Below are 20,473 nucleotides of genomic sequence, written 5' to 3' on the forward strand. Positions count from 1 at the left end.
GACCGTGCGTGTTTGTACGCCGACACGCCGATGTGCGTGTACATCTGCGCACGTTCGCGCGATCCGGCGCTCGCGTGACCGAGCTGGCCGAGCTGGCCCGGTTCAGCGCGGAGCTGCCCTTTCCGCTCGACGACTTTCAGCAGCGGGCGTGTGCGGCGCTGGAACGGGGTCACGGCGTGCTGGTCTGCGCGCCGACCGGCGCCGGCAAGACGGTCGTCGGCGAATTCGCCGTGCACCTGGCACTGGCGGCCGGCGGCAAGTGTTTCTACACCACGCCGCTGAAGGCGCTGAGCAACCAGAAGCACACCGACCTGACGCTGCGCTACGGCCGCGACCGGATCGGGTTGCTCACCGGCGACATGTCGGTGAACGCCGACGCGCCCGTGGTGGTCATGACGACCGAAGTGCTGCGCAACATGCTGTACGCCGATTCGCCCGCCCTGCAAGGGCTTTCGTACGTAGTGATGGACGAGGTGCATTTTCTCGCCGACCGGATGCGGGGCCCGGTGTGGGAGGAGGTGATCCTGCACCTGCCCGACGAGGTGCGGGTGGTCAGCCTCTCGGCGACGGTGAGCAACGCCGAGGAGTTCGGCGGCTGGATCCAGACGGTACGCGGCGACACGACCGTCGTGGTCGACGAGCACCGGCCGGTTCCGCTGTGGCAGCACGTCCTGGTGGGCAAGCGCCTGCTGGACCTGTTCGACTACGAGAACGAGAAACCGGCCGCCGATCGTCAACCGCGGGTCAATCCCGAACTGCTGCGGCACATCGCGCATCGCCGCGAGGCCGACCGGATGTCGGACTGGCAGCCGCGCCGGGGATCGGGACGGTCGGGACGCGGGGGCGCGGGCCGCCCGCGGTTCTACCGACCGCCGTCGCGGCCGGACGTGATCGCAACGCTGGATTCCGAGGGCTTGTTGCCGGCGATCACCTTTGTGTTCTCCCGGGCGGGTTGTGACGCCGCCGTCCAGCAATGCCTCCGCTCGCCACTGCGGCTGACCACCGAGGACGAGCGCGCGCAGATCGCGGAGGTGATCGAGCACCGGTGCGGCGATCTCGCCGACTCCGACCTCGCCGTGCTGGGCTACTACGAATGGCGCGAAGGGTTGCTGCGCGGGCTGGCGGCCCACCACGCCGGGATGTTGCCGGCGTTCCGGCATACGGTCGAGGAGCTGTTCACCGCCGGCTTGGTCAAGGCGGTCTTCGCCACCGAAACGCTGGCGCTCGGCATCAACATGCCCGCCCGCACGGTGGTTCTCGAGCGGCTGGTGAAGTTCAACGGCGAGCAGCACGTGCCGCTGACGCCGGGGGAGTACACGCAGCTGACCGGGCGCGCGGGCAGGCGTGGCATCGACGTCGAGGGTCACGCGGTGGTGCTGTGGCATCCCGCCGAAGAAACCACCGAGCCATCCGCGGTGGCCGGCCTGGCGTCGACCCGCACGTTCCCGCTGCGCAGCTCGTTCGCGCCGTCGTACAACATGACGATCAACCTGGTTCAGCACATGGGCCCCGAGCAGGCGCATCAGCTGCTGGAGCAGTCCTTCGCCCAATATCAGGCCGACCGGTCCGTCGTCGGCGTGGTGCGCGGTATCGAACGCGGGCGCCAGCTGCTCGACGAGATCGCCGCCGAGCTGGGCGGGGCGGAGGCGCCGATCTTCGAATATGCCCGGCTGCGTGCCCGGATTTCCGAGCTGGAGCGCGCGCAGTCGCGCGCGTCGAGGTTGCAACGACGGCAGGCCGCCAGCGACGCGCTGGCCGCGCTGCGTCGCGGGGACATCATCAGCATCACGCACGGCCGGCGCGGGGGACTGGCGGTCGTGCTGGAGTCGGCCCGCGACAGCTCCGACCCGCGGCCGTTGGTGCTCACCGAACACCGGTGGGCGGGACGCATTTCGTCGGCGGACTATTCGGGTGCCTCGGCGCCGGTCGGCTCGATGTCGCTGCCCAAGCGCGTCGAACACCGGCAGCCCAGGGTCAGGCGCGACCTGGCCTCGGCGCTGCGATCCGCCGCCGCCGGACTGGATATCCCGACAAAGCGCCGTCGCGACGCGGACGACGGCGCGTTTCACGATCCGGAACTCGCGTCGTTGCGGGAGCAACTGCGTCGGCACCCCGCCCACAACGGCCCCGGCCTGGAGGAGCGGATGCGTCAGGCCGAGCGCTACCTGCGCATCGAACGTGACAACGCCCAGTTGGAGAAAAAGGTTGCCGCAGCGACCAATTCGCTGGCCCGTACCTTCGACCGGATCGTCGGGCTGCTCACGGAGCGCGCGTTCATCCAAGGCCCGGCCACCGATCCGCGCGTCACCGACGACGGCCGGTTGCTTGCCCGGATCTACAGCGAGAGTGATCTGCTGGTCGCCGAATGCCTGCGCACCGGCGCGTGGGCGGAGTTGAAACCGGCCGAGTTGGCGGCGGTGGTCTCGGCGGTGCTCTACGAGAGCCGCGGCGGCGACGGCCCCGGCGGCCCGTTTGCCGCCGAGGCGCCCACACCGCGGTTGCGGCAGGCGCTGAATCAGACGTCGAAGCTGTCGCTTGCGCTGCGCGCGGACGAGCAAACCCACCGGATCGGCCCGAGCCGCGAACCCGCCGACGGCTTTGTCACCGTCGTTTATCGCTGGGCGCGGACCGGTGATCTGGCCGCGGCGCTGGCCGCCGCCGATCCGACGGGCGCCGGTTCGCCGTTGTTGGCGGGCGATTTTGTACGGTGGTGCCGGCAGGTGCTCGACCTTTTGGACCAGGTCCGCAACGCCGCCCCTGATGCCGAGCTGCGAGCAACCGCCAAGCGCGCTATCAATGAGGTTCGGCGCGGCGTCGTCGCAGTTGACGCCGGGTAGGCTGAGCCCGAGCTACGGTGGCAGCCAAAGACCAAGAGGCGAGGCGAGGAGACACGATGAGCGGACCCCACGGATCGGACCCGGGCCAGCAGTGGCAACCGCCCGGCGAGGGTGTCGATCGGTCCCAGGAACCGACCCAGGTGGGATCGCCGTGGCAACAGCAGCAGCCCGCCCAGGAGCCGACGTGGCAGGCCCCGGCGTACACGCCGCCCTCGGAATACCCGCAGTATCAGCAGCCGACGGAGCAGGCCTACCCGCAACAGCCGGGCCAGTACGGGCAGCCGGGCCAGTATGGCCAGCCCGGTCAGTACGGGCAGCCCCAGTACGGGCAACCGGGCCAGTACGGTCAGCCCGGCCAGTACGGCCAACCGACCCAGTACGGCCAGCCCCAGTACGGGCAACCCGGCCAGTACGGTCAGCCGGGTCAATACGGTCAACCGGGTCAGCCCGGGCAGTACCCGCAGCAGTACCCACCCTACGAGCAACCGGGTAAGAAGCGTTCCGTCGCGCTGATCGGCGGCATCGCCGGCGTGATCGCATTTCTGCTCATCGCCGTCGTGCTGGTGCTCGGCTTCTGGGAGCCAGGGTTCTTCGTCACCACCAAATTGGACGTCAACAAGGCGCAGCAGGGCGTGCAGCAGGTCCTTACCGACGAGACCAACGGCTACGGCGCGAAGAACGTCAAGGACGTCAAGTGCAACAAGGGCCAGGACCCAACCGTGAAGAAGGGCGGCACGTTCGACTGCAGCGTCAGCATCGACGGCGCCACGAAGCACGTGACGGTGACCTTCCAGGACAACAAGGGCACCTACGAGGTGGGCCGGCCCCAGTAGCTGGGTCCGTCAGCCGGGCAGCGCGTCCAGCGCTTTCTGCAAACGGCCTATCGACGACCCGACGCCCAGCTCGGTCGCCAGTTCGGCGGTCCGCTTAGGGTGAGCGGCGGCCAGCGGCAATTGGTCGGTGGGCGTCGAGAGGTTGACCGGCGCGTCGGTTGCCACCCGCACCACCTGGCCCGCGGCCTCGATGTAGTCGGTGGCAGCAAGCAACTTCGCCCGTAGGCCTTTGGCCATCTTGCATTTTGGATCGTGAGCGGCGGCGAGGATCCGCTCCAGCGAGCCGTGCTGGGCCAGCAGCGTGGCGGCCGTCTTCTCGCCGACGCCGGGCACACCGGGCAGGCCGTCGGACGGATCGCCGCGCATCAGCGCCAGTTCGGCGTAGGCCGCCCCGGCCCGATCCGCCGGCACGCCGTATTGTTCGGCCACCTCGGCGGGCCCGAACAGCGTCGCCTTCGAAAGCCCGCGGCCCAGGTAGAGCACCCGGACCGGGACGGGATCGTCGGCGACCACCTGCAGCAGGTCGCGGTCTCCGCTGACGACGACGACGGGGTCGCGGCGTTCCCGCGCCGCCAGCGTGCCCAGCACGTCGTCGGCCTCGAAACCTTCCGCGCCCGCCGTGGGAATCCCGAACGCGTCCAGCAGCTCCATGATCATGTCGATCTGGGGTGTCAGGTCGTCGGGCACTTCCTCGATGTCGGGCTCGCCCGCCGGCTCCGGCTCGGCGACCCTATGCGCCTTGTACGACGGGATGAGGTCCACCCGGAATTGCGGGCGCCAATCCAGGTCGAGGCAGACCGCGAGCCGCGCGGGCCGCTGCTGGGTGATCACCACGGCCATCGAGTCGATGAAGCCGCGCACGGCGTTGACCGGCCGGCCGTCGGGAGCGGTGATCGACGACGGCACTCCGAAATACGAGCGGAACCACATGCTGGCGCCGTCGAGCAGCAACACGGGTGCGGGCATGCCGGCTATGGTCTCACGCCGCCCAACGCCGTCGCGGGTTAGCCTGGCTGCCATGGATTCTGACCGATTCGACGCCGCGGTGTATGCCCGCCGGCTGGCCGCCGCGGCCGCGGTGACCGCCGACGCCGGGTTGGCCGGCCTGGTGATCACGCCGGGCTACGACCTGCGCTACCTCGTCGGGTCGCGGGCGCAGACGTTCGAGCGGCTCACCGCGCTGGTGCTGCCGGCCTCCGGTGAGCCGACGGTGGTGGTGCCGCGGCTGGAGTTGGCATCGCTGCGTGGATCGGCCATTCCGGAACTCGGCCTGGCGGTGCGTGATTGGGTCGACGGCGACGATCCGTACCGGTTGGTGGGCGCCGCGCTGGGTGGCGGCCCCGTCGCGACGGCCGTCACCGATTCCATGCCGGCGGGGCATTTGTTGCCGCTGGCCGGTGTGCTCGGCGTGCTGCCGGTGCTGGCCACCGGTGTGCTGCGCGGGATGCGGATGGTCAAGGAGGAGTGTGAGATCGACGCGCTGCGCAAGGCCGGCTCGGCCATCGACCGGGTGCATGCGCGGGTGCCGGAGTTTCTGCGCCCAGGCCGCACCGAGGCCGACGTCGCCGCCGACATCGCCGAAGCCATTGTGGCCGAAGGGCATTCGGATGTGGCGTTCATCATCGTCGGCTCCGGGCCGCACGGCGCCGACCCGCACCACGGTTATTCGGATCGTGAACTGGAGATCGGCGACATCGTCGTCGTCGACATCGGGGGAGCCTACGAGCCCGGCTATCACTCGGACTCCACCCGTACGTACAGCATCGGTGAACCCAAACACGATGTGGCCCAACAGTATTCGGTGTTGCAGCGGGCCCAGCGCGCGGCGTTCGACGCGGTGCGTCCGGGGGTGATGGCCGAGCAGGTCGACGCCGCCGCGCGCGACGTGCTGGCCGACGCCGGGCTCGCGGAGTTCTTCGTGCACCGCACCGGGCACGGCATTGGGCTCTCGGTCCACGAAGAGCCCTACATCGTCGCGGGAAACGACCTGCCGCTGGCCGCGGGCATGGCGTTTTCCATCGAGCCGGGCATCTATTTCCCCGGCCGCTGGGGCGCGCGCATCGAAGACATCGTCGTGGTGACCGAGGACGGCGCGCTGGCCGTCAACAACCGGCCGCACGAGCTGGTCGTGGTACCGGTGCCATAACGGCCGGGCGCGTAGGTTGGGCGTGGTGTCAATCCTGGACCTAGCCCTGCTTCCGATCCGCATTGCACGACACGTCACCGACGCGGTGTTGCACCCCGTCTCGCCCCAGCCGGCGCCGCCCGCCGAGCTCATCGTGATCGACGGCATGCCCGAGGGGGCGCCGCCCGCGGCGCGTCGGCCCGAGCCGCAACTTCCGGCGCCGGCCGGATGGCCATTCGGCGAGGACTTCCCGCGCACCTGCGGTAGCGGCCGCGTCGCCGGCGGCGCCCTGTTCTGGACCGACTTCCTCTACGACGACCACGGCGCGACGGGCCTGCCGGTCGGCGACCTGAAAATCCAGACGCCGCCGCGCGGCACCTACGTCTATCCCGACGGCCCCGCCGCAGGCAACGGCGCCGACATCTTTCGCGTGGCCATCGGGCTCACCGAGACCGACACGTGGTGGCGGATCGACTGGAACACGCTGGTGGACGGCTCGGTGCCGATCGCGATGTTCGCCTTCGACACCGACCCCAGCCGGGCGGCGCCGGAGCAGTGGCCGGCGGGGGCGGGTGTCCGCTCGGCGGGCATCGACCGGGCCCTGCTCGTCTCGGGCCGCAGCGCCACGCTGATCGACCTGACCACTGGTGTTAGGACGCCGGTGCAGCAGAGCGTCGACATGGCGTCGCGTTCGTTCGTGGCGCAGGTTCCGCGGGCATTGGTGGACCCGGCCGGCAGCTGGACTGTGCGGCTGGTCGCGGGTTTGGCCAATGCCGCGGGGGACGGGTTCGCCGATGTGCCGGCCGGGCATGGCGCGCTGCCCGGACAGCCCAACGTCTACAACGTGGCGTTTCGCACCAACGAGCAGGAGCCGCCGCACCTGAACTTCTGGTCCGATGCCGCCCAGGCCGCGGCCCTGACCCGTGGCGACGTATCGGAGTTTTCGGTGACGGTGAAGTGGGACCAGCTGGCCGCCGGTGAAAACACGCCCGAAGCGGTAATCACCGGACCGTCGACGCTGTGGTACGTGTCCTCGGTCGAGCTCGGGCAGGGCGTGGAGCAAGGCTGGGCGGCCAACAATATCTTGAGCACCAAGCCGCAATTCTTGGGCCGGGTCCAGCCGTATGCCGTATGCCTGCCGTCGACGTACGCGCCGGGTCTGCCGTTGACCCTGCTGCTGCACTCGCTTGCGTTGGGGCAGAGCCAGTTTGCCGCTATTGATCCGCGCCTGCTGCACGAGGTGTGCGAGGGGCGTAACTCGGTTGTGGTCACGCCACTGGCCCGTGGTCCGTCGACCTGGTACTTCGACACCGGCGAGCTCGACGTGTGGGAAGTGTGGGCGCGGGTGGCCGAACAGCTGGGCACCGACCCCAATCGCACTGTGGTGTCGGGTTATTCGATGGGCGGCTATGCGGCGTACAAGTTCGGATTGACCTATCCAGAGGTGTTCGCGCAGGCGGTGGTGCTGGCCGGTCCGCCGACATGCGGCGTGCGCCTGCTGCCCGACGTCGACATTCCCGCCGACCTGGACCTGAATTCGCCGTGCGCCCGCGAGGGCGACACGTGGAAGTTACTGGTGAACGCCCGCTGGCTGCCGTATGTCATTGCCCACGGGCTGGTCGACGAACTGGTGCCGTTCGCCTCGGCCGCCGAGCAGGTGCTCGAACTCGACCGCCTCGGCTACCGCCACCGGTTCACGGTGTATCCGTTCGAGGATCACATCGCCTGGGTGTTTCAGGACAAGTTCGAGGATCCGGTCGCCCACATGGGAACCGGTGAGCGCCAAGCTGATCCGGGGCATATCACGTTCGCGTGGTACCCGCAGCTAGTGCGGGCCGACCTGGGTATCGGGCCCGATCGGGCGTGGTGGCTCTCGGAGCTGGCTGCTGATCCTGCGGTGGCGGCGCGGCGCGGGGCCATCGCGGAAGTCGACGCGCGGTCGTATGCCCGGCCCGACCCCACGCACACCGTTCGGCATCACCGCGGCGTCATCCTCAACTTCGAGCCGTCGCCCGGCGTGTACAGCGAGCTGGATTGGCGCGTGGGATTGCCCGTCGACCCGCTGCCGTATCTGACGCTGCGGCTCACCGGGGTCGCCAGCCTCACAGTCGATCTGCGGCGTGCCGGGTTGGCGTCGTTGCCGTCGTCGACGATCACGGTCGCCACCGATTCCGCAGCGCGGATCACGCTCGGCAAACTCCCCGCCGGGGTTCAGGTGCGACTCGACGGTGAGCCGGCGGGGCCGACGGTGGCCGTCTCACCGGGACGGCACCGAATCACGTTGGGGGAGCCGGCTCGCTAACGGGATGTGGCGGAGCCGGGCCGCACCGCTCGCAGCTGCGCGGCGTTGTGCTCCTCCATTTCCGTGAACCCGCTGGCGGCCGCGTGTGCGTTCTTGCCGACCGTCGTCAGCGTTTCCTGGTGTGTCTGCAGGGTTTTCACATGCTGGGCATGCGCCGACGTGACCGCCTCGTGAAACGATTCGGCCGCGGCGAACTGACCGAACATCCCGGGCGTCAGCGGCCCCCGCGACAGGTGGCCCGCCGCCTCTTGGGCATGCCCGCCCGCGCGGTGCGACTCGTTGCCGCCCGAATGCAGCAATCCCGTGTCGATTTCCATCGCGAATCCCTTCCGAACAGGTGTAACTCTAATGCGCAGGATTTGCGCGTCAATTCACCTTGCTGGCCACCGATGCTCAGCGGAGGGCTTGGCCGATTGTCGTTGTGCTGCAGGCCTTGAACCACGCGAGGTGATAGTTGGCGGATGTCTTGTCGCCGGCGATGAGTGCATCGATGGCGGCCAGCAGCTGCCAGTTGCCAATGTCGTTGGGATCGACGTGCTCGGGATAGTTGTCGAGGACACGGGCGCTGATCGTGGCCAGGTGCTCGTGGAGCTGGTCGACCTCCTTGTCCAACACGCCAGTACCCGCGGATGCCGCTTTGGCCAGCGTGTGGGCAAGCCGCGGCAAGCCGTCTCGCCATTGGGTCGCTTGGTTGAGCTCCCAGCCGAGTTCGTCGATGTCCGGTAGCCGCCGAGCTCGCGGCGACGTAACGACTGGTTCGTCGTCCTCGGGGATGTGGTGGATGGGTGTGTAGCCGGCGGCGACGCTGACTTCGCCGAGGAGAGCCTCGAGATCGCCTCGGCGTCGTTCGGGTGGCAGCAGCTTGACCGCGGATGGGAGATCGATGCCAGGGGGGATCCAGCCGCTTGCCAGATCGGTTGCCAACACGGTGGTGTTGTCGGGGCGGTCACCGGCTGCCCATGCGAGCCGGGGCTGTTGGCGGGCGACGGCGAAGACCAGTCGCTGCAAGCGGGCCCGTGCGGTGGCGTTGGCCGATGCCGCGCCCGCAACCGCGCCGGTTGCCGTCGCCGCGACGGCCTGGGAGCCAAGGCTCGACGGTGAGGATTGCGGCATCGGCACGGCTTCTCGACGGACCACGGTGGGCTGGGCTGGGGTGCCCTGCCCGGCTGCGGGTTGGACCGGCGCCGAAGCCGGCATCGTCGAAGGCGCGCTCGGCGGCGCGGAGGGTGCTGTGGCCGCCGAGATCGAGGGCCTGATGTCGGAGGCGTACGCGGGGAGCGGACCCGACGGCGGGGGTGTGGCCGCGATCGATCCTCCCGTGGCGGCGGGCCCGGCCACCACCTGCGGCGCGGGCGTCGCGTCGGCCGTTGGCGTGTGCGCGACGGGAGCTGGTGCATCGAACCCCTGCGCGGTTGCCGGGACACCCACGCTGGCGCCGGCCGACGGCGTCGTCGCGGCCGTGGGGTCTGTCGGCGCCATTTGGGGCGGCGGCATCGCCGCGGCCGCATTCGAGAACGGCGCGCCTGTCTGCAGCCCCTGGTCGAAGCTGTGCAGCAATTGCGCAGGCGTCGTGCCTTGCACAGGGCCCGTCGGCGCCATTGGCGTGCCGCCGGTCAAGGGTGTGGCGGCTACAGGCTGTGCCGAAACGTGCGGTGCACCCGGTAGCGACGGATTTGGCATCGATGAAGCAGAAGCAACAGATGTTCCTGAGAATGAAGAGGATCCGGCTTGCGTCGTACCGGGAAGCGGAGGCGGATTTGGGGTCACCCCAGCTTGAGCGACGTTACGTAGTGACTGGGGTGCGGGCGGGGGTGCGGGGACTCCGGGCGCCGTGGGCTTCGGTCCTGGCGGGACGTAACCGGTTTGATTTGTGGCCATCAGCGAGTCGGGAACTGGTTGCGGGGGCGCTCCTGGTGGTGCAGGGTCCCCGGTGGTTGCAGCCGAACCCAGCGAACCCGATTTGTCGAGCATTCCCCGGACCTGTCCTGCCAACTCCTCTTGGTTCCCTGGCGGTCGAAACATCTGCCCGACATCAAGGCCGTGGGATTGCGCGAACTGACGAGCTGACTGCCCCGTGCTCTCGTCGTCAAGGATCCGCTGCATCGCATCAAAGACATTGCCACTATATTTCGCGGCAGCAAGGCCGGCCAGGGCTCGATACTGGTTTATTGCGGCCACAATCTGCGGCACCTTAGCTGCCACGGGCTCTTTGGAGTCCTGGATCTCTTTGATCCGTTGATTACCCTCGTTAGCCAAATTGGTCAGATCGTGTTGGAGACTCTCCATGCTGTCGTAGGCAGTGCTGTACGCGCCCTCCTTGGTGCCGTTCTTTTCGGCAATCCGCCGCGCTTGATCCTCACCTTGGCGGAAAGCATTGCGGAGATCATCAGCCGTATAGCCGTGCTGTTCGGCGAGCGGACCGGTTTGCGCATTATGAAGCATGTCAGCGAAGTGCATAAATCCAGCTTTGATCTGTCCGCGATTCATCTTGCCGTGTGAAAGCGCCATCAGATCTTGGTCATCAGGCCATTGATCACCAACGAGCAAGAACGACCATTCGCCGGGAGGAAAAATCATTTGCAAAACCTGTCGATTGTTGCTGTTGGCTGTTCGGCGGCCTGACGCAATGGGTTTAGTTCGGAATCACTAGCGTCGGCGAGGTAACTAACTGTTATTTCCTGGTACAGATCAGCTAGCTTCCGAACTGCCGTCGCAAGTTCAGGAGTTGTCGCTGGTTGCTCAGCAAGTTCGGTCAGAAGGTACCGGCTGCCGGCATCGAGGGCTTGTCGCGAAGCTGTAGCGACAGCCAGACTCGCAGTCGAGTCGCTGCTGCCGTTCCGGCCACCAGCCACATCAAGCGCTCGGCGTAGTTGTTGATAGGTGGCGCATACGTTGGATTTCGCGGCGGCGATCTGTTGATCGTTATAGCTCGTCGTCGGTGGTGGCGAGGACTGGTTGTTGGCTGGGAACGGACGAAACAAAGAAGCTATCGCGACGCCCAGTGCCAGCAGCGCGACCAGCAACGCGACAAATCCAGCCCACGGCGTACGGCGTGCAGTCACACTCGCTCCTGCATGTGACCAAGGAGGTAGCGAAGGAGCGCCCAACGAGGGCGGATGGGGCAGATCTGGCACGATTTGATCGTATCGTCCATCCGCGATCACGGTAGTCACCGTCACCGAGTTCACAATTCATTTACACATATTCCGGAGCGTGGCAGTCGTTTCATCGCCTGAACGCACCGTTGGGTCTTTTTCAGAATCGGGGGCATCGGACTGCAATTCGATCGCGAGCAACTGGTACGCATTCGCGAGGCTACGGATATTCGATGCAAGATCAGACGGGGTCGCTGGCTCGTTGTTGAGTGTCGTTAGTAGATATTGGCTACCTGCGATCAACGATTGGCGTACATTCACTGCGGTGGCCAGCTGTGTGGCATATTCCGAACCCTTATCGCGAGCACTGGTCGCCTTGACTGCGCTATCCGCCTTCTCAAAAGCCGCGCATACCTTTGACTTGGCGCCAGCGACCTGTTGGCTGGAGTACGTAGGCGCAGACGCAGCCTCGGGTTTGGCTGGTACAGGTCGAAACCAGCCAACGATTGCTACACCGAGCGTTATAAAGAGAGCTACCGTCAGCAATGCGAACATCGGCCACTGCCGCGTTCGCCGGGCCGGCGACGTGGGCGGCCACGGGGGCGGGAAAGCCGAAACGGCTGGAGGCGGGGGGACTTCCGACACGTCCTGATCGTATCGTCTGTGGACTATATAAATAGTCACTGTTCGGGCACGGTCGACGTCAAAGCGGCAGCTGGCGAATGACCGGAAGTCCCACTTTCCTGGAAAGTCTGTCTGATTCCGACTGCCGTAACCAACGCCCAGGCATCGACTGCCTTAGCGACCTGATTCCCCGTCGTCTTCGCGCTTGTGGTCGGGCAGCAGGATCCGCCGACTCGCAATCGGTTTGCCCTCACCGCGTTTGGTCACCTCGGGTGTCGGCGGGGGCGTGGTGATACGGCCCTGCACGGGGGCACCGTTCTTTACGGACGGGGCAACGACCCGTTTGGTGTCGGCCTTTGCATCGCTGCCCGTCCCGCCTGCGCCGTGCATGGCGCCCGGCGGCATCATCGGCATCGCGCCCATCGCGCCCCTTTGCACCGCGGGCTGCGCCGACGCGTTGGCTGGCGGCGGCGTAGCGCTGTGCGCCGAGGCGGGCTCGGTACCGGCGGACGGGGCGGGAAGCGGCCCAAGCATTGCAGTAGGCGTGGTGCCCAGGCCGCCGCCTACACCGCCACCGCCGCCACCGCCAAGCTCACCGGCACCCCCTTTGGCCCCGAGCAATTCACCCGGAATGGCCTCACCAGTCGCCGCAGCTCCCGTGCCATGCTGCAGCCCGCTCATACCTGCTTGCATCGCCTGCTGCCCGATTTGTGCGACCTGCTGCGTCATCTGACCCAGCGGTTGCAGCAAGCCGCCGAGAGCACCCGAGAGGCTGCCGGCAAGGCCGGACGCCATCTGCGGGATCTGCTGGAGCATCTGCGACATCTCGTTTTGACCGCCAGAGGCGGCCAGCTTCGCCGATGAATCTGCTTCGTTGGCAGGGAATTTGGCAAGGGCGTCACCGGTTTTCATGCCACGCTCGTCATAACCGGCCTGCGCGGCGGTCATGTCACCGGGATCGCCGCTATTTGACGCCATGCCAAGGATTTTCAGCAGTTGGCTGATGTACGAGCGACCGGCAGCAAGCGGATCGGGCGGGATGCCCGGCGGGGGCGGCGAATCACTCAGCTGTGCGAGCTGATCGAGAATTATTTGTATCCGGCCGTCGCCCCCACCCATCACGCCCTCCTGGGCACTGTGGCGTGGAACCGGTTAAAAGGATGATCAGCCGAATTACGCAGGGATGGCTGCTCGCCCAGCGCGACCGGTTCACTGCCAGGCGCAGCCAAACCAGTGCCGATCACCATCGCTACCCTTCCTCAGCTATCAGCATTTTCGGTACCCGAATACTGCAGGTCCGACCTATATTGTGCCCCGTGTCCGCTGATTGTGAGGCTAACGACGGCTTTGACGCCGGTCAATTCACTTGGCCCCGCGCCGCCACGAGGGACGGCCGACCCGCCGACCCTCGAACTACTCGCTTCGGTCGAGGAGATCCGACGACCCGAGCACCCGCTCCACCTGCACCTCGATGACCACCCGTCGCGGGTTGGCCCGGGGGGTGCGGTAGCGCTGGGCATAGCGCAGCTCGGCGTCGCGGACGGCGTCGACTTCGCTGTTGACCTTGGACCGGCCCTCCAGCGACAGCCACCGAGCCCCATCGACTTGGCTGAGCACGGCCATCCCGCCGCGGTCGGCATTGACGGCCTTCTGGGATCCGCCGGTGGTGATGACCCGCGCGATATGCGTCTTGGGATCGAAGGTGAAGCCTACGGCCACCACATGCGGCGAATTGTCAGCGCGAAGCGTGGTCAGCATCGCCAGATGACGTTCGGACAGAAACGCCAAAGCGTCGTCCGTGAGCCGCGTAGTGGTGTTCGCCATCAACGCCCACGCTAGCGCAGGTCATAATCGCAGCCGTGGATGACACGGGCGCAGGTCCGGTACTAATTCTGGGCGGCCGCAGCGAGATCGGCATCGAACTCGCGCGGCGCCTGGCTCCGGAAAAGACGGTGATCCTGGCCGCGCGCCGAGCAGACCAGCTCGACGAGCAGGTGGCGACGCTAACCGAAGCCGGGGCCGCGGCGGTGCACACCAGAGAATTCGACGCCGACGACCTCGCCTCGCACGGCCCGCTGGTCGCCTCGATCATCGCTGACCATGGCCCCATCGGCACCGCGGTGCTGGCCTTCGGGATCCTCGGCGACCAGGCCCGCGCCGAGGCCGACGCCACCCACGCGATCGCCATCGTGCAGACCGACTACGTCGCCCAGGTCAGCGTGCTCACGCATCTGGCCGCCGCAATGCGGACGGCCGGCGCAGGATCGCTGGTGGTCTTCTCCTCGATCGCCGGCGCACGCGTGCGCCGCGCCAACTACGTCTACGGCTCGGCGAAGGCGGGCCTGGACGGCTTCGCCAGCGGCCTGGCCGACGCGCTGCACGGCACCGGGGTGCACCTGCTCATCGCGCGCCCGGGGTTCGTCATCGGACGCATGACCCAGGGCATGGCCCCCGCGCCGCTCCCGACCACCCCGGAAAAGGTGGCCGCCGCGACCGCGCGTGCGCTCGCCAAGGGCCGGCGCACGGTGTGGATCCCGTGGGCGCTGGGGCCCGCGTCCGTCGTGATGCGGATGCTGCCGCAATTCGTGTGGCGCAGGATGCCGCGATGATCACCGTGGTGGGCATCGGCGCCGATGGCATGGCCGGGCTGGCGCCGGCATCGCGCGCCGAATTACAAAGGGCGACAACAATTTACGGCGCAAAACGACAACTCGCCCTGCTTGACGACACCGTCGCCGCCGCCCGCCGGGAGTGGCCCTCGCCGCTGCTGCCTGCTCTGCAGGCGCTGCCGCTTGACGACGACATCCACATCGTCGCCAGCGGCGATCCGCTGACACACGGCATCGGCGGGACCCTGATCCGCTTGTACGGCACCGAGAACGTGCGGGTGCTCCCGCACATCTCAGCGGTGACGCTGGCGTGCGCGCGCATGGGCTGGAACGTTCACGACACCGAGGTGATCAGCCTGGTCACCGCGCAGCCGCACACCGCGGTGCGCCGCGGCGGCCAGGCGATCGTGTTGTCCAAAAACGCGTCCACGCCGAAAGCGCTTGCGGTACAACTGAACTCACACGGCAGGGGCGATTCCGAATACAGCGTGCTCGAACAGCTCGGCGGCCCAGCCGAACGCCGCCGCGACGGCACCGCCCGCCAGTGGGCCGAGGACGCACCCACGGACATCGACGATCTCAACGTCGTCGCCGTCCGCTACCTGCCCGACGAACGCACATCGCCGCTGCCCGACGACGCGTTCGCCCACGACGGGCAGATCACCAAACACGGAATCCGCGCGGTGACTTTGGCCGCACTGCAGCCGCGGCCGGGCGAGCGGCTCTGGGACGTCGGCGCGGGCTCCGGCAGCATCGCGGTCGAGTGGTGCCTGCGCTGGAAGGGCTGCAGCGCGGTGGCTTTCGAACGCGCCGAGCAACGGCGCCTCAACATCGAATCCAACGCCGCCGCCTCCGGCGTAGAAATCGACGTGCGCGGCGAAGCCCCCGACACGTTCGACGGTGCCCCACCGCCGTCGGTGATCTTCATCGGCGGCGGCCTGACCCAGCCGGGGCTGCTCGACGCGTGCCTCGACAACCTGCCCGCCGGCGGCAGGCTGGTCGCCAACACCGTCACCACCGAGTCCGAAGCCATTCTCTTGCAGGCGTATTCACGCCTCGGCGGCCAGCTGCGGCGCTTCCAGCACTACAGGGGCGAGCCGCTGGGCGGCTTCACCGGGTGGCGCCCGCAGCACCCGGTCACGCAGTGGACGGTGACCAAACCATGACGGTGTACTTCATCGGCGCCGGCCCCGGGGCGGCCGACCTGGTCACCGTCCGCGGCCAGCGCCTGCTCGAGCGCTGCCAAACATGCCTCTACGCCGGTTCGATCATGCCCGACGAGCTACTGGTCCTGTGCCCGCCCGACGCGAAAATCATTGACACCGGGCCGTTGACACTCGACCAGATCATCGCCGAACTGGCACTCGCGCACAAAGCGGGCCACGACGTTGCCCGGTTGCACTCCGGTGACCCGTCGCTCTACAGCGCCCTCGCCGAACAATGCCGCCGACTCGACGCGCTGGGCATCGACTACGAAATCGTTCCGGGCGTGCCGGCTTTCGCTGCGGCCGCGGCTGCGCTCAAACGCGAACTCACCGTTCCCGGGGTGGCGCAAACCGTGACGCTGACCCGCGTGTCAACGCTGTCGACGGCCATGCCGCCCGGCGAAGACCTACACACCCTCGCCCAATCCGGCGGCACCCTCGTACTGCACCTAGCCGCAGCGCAGATCGACGCCATCGTCGAGCAGCTACTAGCGAGCGGCTACCGACCCGAAACGCCCACCGCGGTAGTGGCTTTCGCCAGCTGGCCGCGCCAGGCCGTGCTGAAAGGCACGCTCGCCGACATCGCCACGCAAATGCGTGACGCAGACATCACCAAGACCGCGGTCATCATCGTCGGCGACGTGCTGGCCGCCGAGGGATTTACCGACAGCTACCTGTATTCGGCCGCACGCCGCGCCCAAGGCCCACACTGATGCGGGTGCTGCTGCTCGGCGGCACCGCCGAGGCCCGTGCGCTGGCGAAAACGTTGCACCCAAAGGCCGACGTCATCAGCTCGCTGGCCGGCCGGGTACCGGACCCGGCGCTACCGGTGGGGCCGGTACGCATCGGCGGATTCGGCGGCGTGCACGGCCTACGGCGATGGCTACAGAAGGAGCGCATCGACGCCGTCGTCGACGCCACCCACCCGTTCGCGGCGACCATGACCGCCCACGCCGCCGAAGCGTGCGCCGAGTTACGGATACCCCACCTCGTGCTGGCCCGCCCGCCGTGGGATCTCAACAACGCCATCATCGTGTCGGATGACACCAAGGCGGCTGAAGTCGTTGCACAGCAACGCTATTCACGCATCTTTCTCACCACCGGTCGCTCCGGCGTCAACGCATTCGCCGGGAGCGCCGCCTGGTTCTTGATCCGCGCGGTGACCCAACCCGACGCCACCGCGCTGCCGCGCCACCACGAGCTGCTGCTGTCCCGCGGCCCGTATCGCTACGACGACGAGTTGGCCATCATGCGCGAGTACCGCATCGACGCGTTGGTCACCAAGAACAGCGGCGGCGACATGACCCGCGCGAAGCTGGATGCCGCTGCCGCGCTGGGTATTCCGGTGGTGATGGTGGCGCGCCCGCCGCTGCCGGCCGGGGTGACAGCGGTGGGCACCGTGCAAGAGGCGGCCGACTGGGTGGCCCGGCTGTACTAGCCGGTCAGGTCGTCGCGCTCGGCATCGGCGAGCAGCGCGTCGCGGGCGCGGGCGACCCGCGACCGGATGGTGCCCACCGGGCAACCGCACACCGCCGCGGCGTCGGCGTAGGGCAGCCCCAGCAGCTGGGTGAGCAGCAGGGCCTCGCGTTGTTCGGCGGTGAGGCCGGCGATCATCGTCGTCACTTCGACGAGGTCTTCGAAGCCGCGGGCGTGGCGGTCGCCGTTGAGCACCTGCTCGGGATCGGCACCGGGCGCGGTGCGCGGCCGCGATTGGGCGTGGCGGATGTGATCGGCGACGACACGACGGGCGATGGCCAGCAACCAGGTTCGGGCGGTGGAGCGTCCGGAAAACCGTTCGATGGCACCGATTGCCCGCAGGTACGTCTCCTGCGTCAGGTCGTCCGCGACGCCCGCGTCCGACAGATAGGTGACGAAGCGCCACACGTCTTGCTGGGTGGCCTTGATGAACGCCTCGAGCGCTCGAGCATTCCCGCGTGCAGCCGCCAATGCGAGTTCGGTAACGGCCTCGTCGTCGCTTGACGCGGTCATGGCCAACCACCTTAGTTGCGCGGGCACGGCGAGTCTACGACGGGTTGTCGTAGAGGCGGCAAGGGGGTCTGGAGACGACCGATTGATCGGCCATAGGTGTCCACGGCGCCGAGCGTGACCCGATGCTGCGGGTGGGCTGGGGTGCTCAATGTCGGCATCGCTGTCGCGCCTGCGCGGCCGATTCGACCCGGCGCGCTCCCGCGCCACCAGCAACGTGAATACGAGGCCCAGCAGCACCGGCACGTGACTGGCGATGCGTGCCACGGTGACCTCGCCGTTGAACGCGTCGACGATCACGTAGCTCAACAGCGCGACCGAATACACGCCGGTGATCGCCGCGACGCCGATCGCGGTGACGGGCCAGATTCCGGCGGCTATCATCGCCAGGCCCAACGCCAGCAGCCACGCGGTGGACTCGTGCATCAGATGCTCTCCGGACATCGCGCCGTGCATGTGCATTGACACCATGCCGAAATTGGTTCCGCTGATTTGGGCTGCGGCGATCGCGACCTGGAACGCGCCGACACCGATCAGGCCCCAGCGCCGATAGTGCGATCGCAGCCAGCGCATCGCGCGCTGATACGCGGTGGACTCGGCGGCGGCGCTCGCCAGAATCTTGTCGACGAGGTCCGGTGCGTCGCCGGGCTCCATCGAGGCCAGCCGGCGGGTCTGCACCGCCGCGCCGATCAACCAGGCGCGGCAACTTCGGCACGATTCCAGGTGCGCGTCGACCTGCTGCGCGAGTACTTGGGGACGTTCGCCGTCCAATCGCGCGGAAAGCGCCTCACGGGCAACGTCACACCGCATCCCTGCATCGTTGCGCATGCCCGGTCCGCGCGCAAAGGGCGCGCGAAAAATGGCGGGGAACCAAACCGCTCGGCAAACCGACCACTGGAGGCAAGCAGCCCCACTCATCGAAGAGGTATCCGTGTTTCCGCTCGAAGGCCGCCGACGATGACCGCCCCGATCTGGATCGCCTTTCCGCCGGAGGTGCATTCGACATTGCTCAGCAGCGGCCCGGGACCTGGGCCGCTGTTTGCCGCGGCGGCAGCATGGACTTCCCTGGGCAGCGAATATGTCATGGCAGCAGACGAACTCGTTGCGTTACTCGGCGCCGTGCAGGGTGGCGCATGGGATGGCCCCAGCGCCGAACAATACGTGGCGGCACACGCCCCCTACCTGAGCTGGCTGATCGACAGCGCCACCAAGAGCACGACGGCGGCAACATTGCACACGACGGCGGGCACCGCTTACACCACCGCGCTGGCCACCATGCCGACGCTGGCCGAGCTCGCGGCAAACCACGCCACCCACGCCGTCCTGGTCGCCACCAACTTCTTCGGCGTGAACACCATCCCGATCGCGGTGAACGAAGCGGATTACGCGCGCATGTGGGTGCAGGCAGCCACGACGATGACCACCTACCAGGCCGTCAGCGAATCCGCCATGGCCGCGGTTCCCGCGACGACGCCCGCGCCGCAGATAGTCACTCCGGGCGGCGAGGTCCAGGCAGCGGCAGCGAATACCGGTTCCGAGACTCCTACCGCCACCTCGTGGCAGGACGAGCTAGCGAAGGCACTTTCGGACTTCACCCAAAACGTCCTCTGGCCGCTCGGGAAGGAGATATACCCCGACGGCTGGCCCATTGACGCGGTTCCATTTGCCAACGCGGTGTCCTCCTTCTTCATGCAAATTCCCGGCATGAGCCCCGCACTGGCCACAGCGTTGGGTTGGTTCATCTTTCACTCGCTGATGCTCGTCTGGCCGTTAGTACAGGCGGCTCAGCTGGGAGTAATGCTTGCTCCGGTCATGATCGCGGCTGTTTCCGCCGCCGCTGCCGCAGGCGTGGCCGCGGCTGTCGCCGGTGCGGTGAGTGCCGCCGCCGCTGCTGCGCCGGCGGTGAGCGTGCCGTTGGCAACGGCACCGCCGGCGCCGATGGCCACCACGCCGGCTCCGGCAATCGGTACCGCAAGCGCGCCCACGACGGTGAATAACATTGCGACGACTCCGACTACCGCGCCGAGCATCGCTAGCCCGATGGGTGGCGGTCCGGTCGGCGGCGGACCCGGAGTTGGCTTCGGCCCTACGGCAACCGACGGAATCGGCGCGGGCATCTCCGACTCGCTGTATGCCGTGGGACTGTCCGGACTGTCGGGACGCAGTAGCGCCCAAAGCCGGGCACGCCGCAAGTCCGAGGAACCGGCGCCCGACGACGTCGACGTACCGGCCGCCGCGGCAGCGGACAAGCAAGCCCGGTCCCGCCGACGGCGCGGGGCAACGGCCAAGGACCTCGGGTACCGGTACGAATTCATGGATCCGGAGGCCGCCTGGGCCTCCGCGCAGAGCGCTGGACCGCTCGGATTTGCCGGGGCCGCAGCCAAATCCGATGGACCCCAACCCGCGGGGCTGATCACCGTGACCGGCGAAGGGTTGAGCGACGGCCCAACCGTGCCCATGATGCCCAGCAGCTGGGACCAGGATTAATCAGCCCGCGGCCCACTGTTTGGCGCGCTCGAGTTCGTCGAGGCCGAACAGGGCGAGCTCCCCGGGGACCAGCCACGCCAGCGCGTGCAGGGTATGGGCGACCCATTCCTTGTCGGACACGACGGCGATTCGCTTGAACGCCGAATGATGCGGCAGCACAGTGCCCAAGCCCAGCTTGATGTCCTCGACCAACCCGCCGGGCCCAAAGCCCTCGTAATCCGGCTCGATGACCTCCACGATCCGGATCTCGCCGGCCTTCACCAGCTCCTCGATAGCGGGCCTGACGTCGCGCAGTTCGTCACCGCTCAGCCGGCCCGACACGCGGATGCCAATCACACCCTCGGGCACGTCCGACAGCAGTTCGATCATC

Annotated in this window: 19 protein-coding genes and 1 pseudogene; 10 read left to right on the plus strand and 10 right to left on the minus strand. The window is 67.8% G+C overall.

All coding sequences use genetic code 11. The annotated features are described in order from the left end of the window. Positions 1-74 precede the first annotated feature (74 nt). Together ACQI5H_RS08100 and ACQI5H_RS08105 are read left to right on the plus strand one after the other, a co-directional pair. Positions 75-2,837: a DEAD/DEAH box helicase gene (locus ACQI5H_RS08100; protein ID WP_427078886.1), complete on the plus strand. Its 2,763-nt coding sequence runs from the start codon at positions 75-77 to the stop codon at positions 2,835-2,837. Between the two features lie 56 nt (positions 2,838-2,893). Further along, positions 2,894-3,670 carry a DUF4333 domain-containing protein gene (locus tag ACQI5H_RS08105; RefSeq protein ID WP_427078887.1) on the plus strand — a complete coding sequence of 259 codons (777 nt, stop codon included), beginning with the start codon at positions 2,894-2,896 and terminating at the stop codon, positions 3,668-3,670. A gap of 9 nt (positions 3,671-3,679) precedes the next feature. Here the strand turns inward: ACQI5H_RS08105 and ACQI5H_RS08110 are convergent, their stop codons facing one another. Continuing rightward, positions 3,680-4,636, minus strand: a complete 957-nt coding sequence (locus ACQI5H_RS08110) for a 5'-3' exonuclease (RefSeq protein WP_427078888.1) — start codon at positions 4,634-4,636, stop codon at positions 3,680-3,682. A 52-nt stretch (positions 4,637-4,688) separates the two neighbouring features. Here ACQI5H_RS08110 and ACQI5H_RS08115 point away from each other — a divergent pair, with 52 nt between their 5' ends. After that, on the plus strand, positions 4,689-5,816 hold the full coding sequence (locus ACQI5H_RS08115) for a M24 family metallopeptidase (protein WP_427078889.1): 1,128 nt from the start codon (positions 4,689-4,691) through the stop codon (positions 5,814-5,816). A 25-nt stretch (positions 5,817-5,841) separates the two neighbouring features. Next, positions 5,842-8,097: a prolyl oligopeptidase family serine peptidase gene (locus tag ACQI5H_RS08120; RefSeq protein WP_427078890.1), complete on the plus strand. Its 2,256-nt coding sequence runs from the start codon at positions 5,842-5,844 to the stop codon at positions 8,095-8,097. On the opposite strand, the gene ACQI5H_RS08125 is transcribed toward ACQI5H_RS08120, so the two are convergent. Further along, positions 8,094-8,414, minus strand: coding sequence for a DUF2563 family protein (locus ACQI5H_RS08125; protein WP_427078891.1), 321 nt, complete (start codon positions 8,412-8,414; stop codon positions 8,094-8,096). The two genes, ACQI5H_RS08120 and ACQI5H_RS08125, sit on opposite strands and share 4 nt — an antisense overlap. A gap of 76 nt (positions 8,415-8,490) precedes the next feature. Beyond that, on the minus strand, positions 8,491-9,678 hold the full coding sequence (locus ACQI5H_RS08130; protein WP_427078892.1) for a DUF5631 domain-containing protein: 1,188 nt from the start codon (positions 9,676-9,678) through the stop codon (positions 8,491-8,493). Positions 9,679-10,332: 654 nt separating this feature from the next. Between ACQI5H_RS08130 and ACQI5H_RS08135 the strand changes: the two genes are divergently transcribed. Continuing rightward, a complete protein-coding gene (locus tag ACQI5H_RS08135; protein WP_427078893.1) occupies positions 10,333-10,596 on the plus strand; it encodes a hypothetical protein in 264 nt (87 codons plus the stop codon). Positions 10,597-10,670: 74 nt separating this feature from the next. On the opposite strand, the gene ACQI5H_RS08140 is transcribed toward ACQI5H_RS08135, so the two are convergent. From ACQI5H_RS08140 to ACQI5H_RS08155, 4 genes are all read right to left on the minus strand, one after another. Then, positions 10,671-11,159 carry a hypothetical protein gene (locus tag ACQI5H_RS08140; protein ID WP_427078894.1) on the minus strand — a complete coding sequence of 163 codons (489 nt, stop codon included), beginning with the start codon at positions 11,157-11,159 and terminating at the stop codon, positions 10,671-10,673. 129 nt (positions 11,160-11,288) lie between these two features. Next, a complete protein-coding gene (locus ACQI5H_RS08145) occupies positions 11,289-11,747 on the minus strand; it encodes a hypothetical protein (RefSeq protein ID WP_427078895.1) in 459 nt (152 codons plus the stop codon). Positions 11,748-11,990: 243 nt separating this feature from the next. After that, the gene (locus ACQI5H_RS08150) at positions 11,991-12,764 is read right to left on the minus strand and encodes a hypothetical protein (RefSeq protein WP_427078896.1); all 774 of its coding nucleotides are present in this window, start codon (positions 12,762-12,764) and stop codon (positions 11,991-11,993) included. Between the two features lie 465 nt (positions 12,765-13,229). Next, positions 13,230-13,640, minus strand: a complete 411-nt coding sequence (locus ACQI5H_RS08155) for a F420-dependent biliverdin reductase (protein WP_427078897.1) — start codon at positions 13,638-13,640, stop codon at positions 13,230-13,232. A 35-nt stretch (positions 13,641-13,675) separates the two neighbouring features. Between ACQI5H_RS08155 and ACQI5H_RS08160 the strand changes: the two genes are divergently transcribed. From ACQI5H_RS08160 to ACQI5H_RS08175, 4 genes are read left to right on the plus strand one after another with little or no spacing between them, the layout of a single operon-like run. Continuing rightward, the gene (locus tag ACQI5H_RS08160) at positions 13,676-14,425 is read left to right on the plus strand and encodes an SDR family NAD(P)-dependent oxidoreductase (protein WP_427078898.1); all 750 of its coding nucleotides are present in this window, start codon (positions 13,676-13,678) and stop codon (positions 14,423-14,425) included. Continuing rightward, complete coding sequence (gene cbiE / locus ACQI5H_RS08165; RefSeq protein WP_427078899.1) at positions 14,422-15,591, plus strand: precorrin-6y C5,15-methyltransferase (decarboxylating) subunit CbiE; 1,170 nt, start codon at positions 14,422-14,424, stop codon at positions 15,589-15,591. The genes ACQI5H_RS08160 and cbiE overlap by 4 nt, the downstream gene beginning before the upstream one ends. Beyond that, a complete protein-coding gene (gene cobM, locus ACQI5H_RS08170; protein ID WP_427078900.1) occupies positions 15,588-16,343 on the plus strand; it encodes a precorrin-4 C(11)-methyltransferase in 756 nt (251 codons plus the stop codon). Before cbiE ends, cobM begins: the two co-directional genes overlap by 4 nt. Beyond that, on the plus strand, positions 16,343-17,068 hold the full coding sequence (locus tag ACQI5H_RS08175; RefSeq protein WP_427078901.1) for a cobalt-precorrin-6A reductase: 726 nt from the start codon (positions 16,343-16,345) through the stop codon (positions 17,066-17,068). Before cobM ends, ACQI5H_RS08175 begins: the two co-directional genes overlap by 1 nt. On the opposite strand, the gene sigC is transcribed toward ACQI5H_RS08175, so the two are convergent. After that, positions 17,065-17,619, minus strand: a complete 555-nt coding sequence (gene sigC, locus ACQI5H_RS08180) for an RNA polymerase sigma factor SigC (RefSeq protein ID WP_233148105.1) — start codon at positions 17,617-17,619, stop codon at positions 17,065-17,067. The genes ACQI5H_RS08175 and sigC overlap by 4 nt on opposite strands. Before the next feature lie 135 nt (positions 17,620-17,754). Beyond that, positions 17,755-18,615, minus strand: a pseudogene (locus ACQI5H_RS08185) (DUF2275 domain-containing protein); the annotation flags it as partial. Here ACQI5H_RS08185 and ACQI5H_RS08190 point away from each other — a divergent pair. After that, positions 18,574-20,103 carry a PPE family protein gene (locus ACQI5H_RS08190; RefSeq protein ID WP_427078902.1) on the plus strand — a complete coding sequence of 510 codons (1,530 nt, stop codon included), beginning with the start codon at positions 18,574-18,576 and terminating at the stop codon, positions 20,101-20,103. The pseudogene ACQI5H_RS08185 and the gene ACQI5H_RS08190 overlap by 42 nt on opposite strands. Here the strand turns inward: ACQI5H_RS08190 and ACQI5H_RS08195 are convergent, their stop codons facing one another. Beyond that, positions 20,104-20,472, minus strand: coding sequence for an STAS/SEC14 domain-containing protein (locus ACQI5H_RS08195; protein WP_427078903.1), 369 nt, complete (start codon positions 20,470-20,472; stop codon positions 20,104-20,106). It lies immediately after the preceding gene. Between the last annotated feature and the right edge of the window lies 1 nt (position 20,473).

Origin of the sequence: Mycobacterium heidelbergense, from assembly GCF_050205645.1 — a bacterium.
GTDB lineage: Bacteria > Actinomycetota > Actinomycetes > Mycobacteriales > Mycobacteriaceae > Mycobacterium > Mycobacterium heidelbergense_A.